At 41.9% G+C, this 272-nt stretch carries 1 protein-coding gene; it reads left to right on the forward strand.

All coding sequences use genetic code 11. From position 1 onward, the window contains the following. Positions 1-272, forward strand: a 272-nt coding sequence (locus SB717_RS35880; RefSeq protein ID WP_410907744.1) for an ABC transporter permease, incomplete at both ends; no start/stop codon positions are given.

Consider the following 272-nt stretch of genomic DNA (forward strand, 5'->3'; position numbering starts at 1 on the left):
CCGTTTATATGTTGTAATGATTATTTTAAGTTTAGTAGGATGGCCAGGACTTGCCCGTCTTGTGAGGGGACAAATTTTAACATTGCGGGAGCAAGCCTTTATGCAAGCGGCAGATGTATTAGGATTAAAAGATTCTCGGAAAATCATTCATCATCTAATTCCTAACGTCTTTCCGTTACTTATTGTTGTAGCAACTCTAGGTGTGGCTGGATCTATTTTAAGTGAGTCCGCACTAAGTTACTTAGGTCTCGGCGTCGTCCCACCTACGCCAT

The organism is Priestia sp. SIMBA_032 (assembly GCF_046535215.1).
GTDB classification, from domain to species: domain Bacteria; phylum Bacillota; class Bacilli; order Bacillales; family Bacillaceae_H; genus Priestia; species Priestia aryabhattai.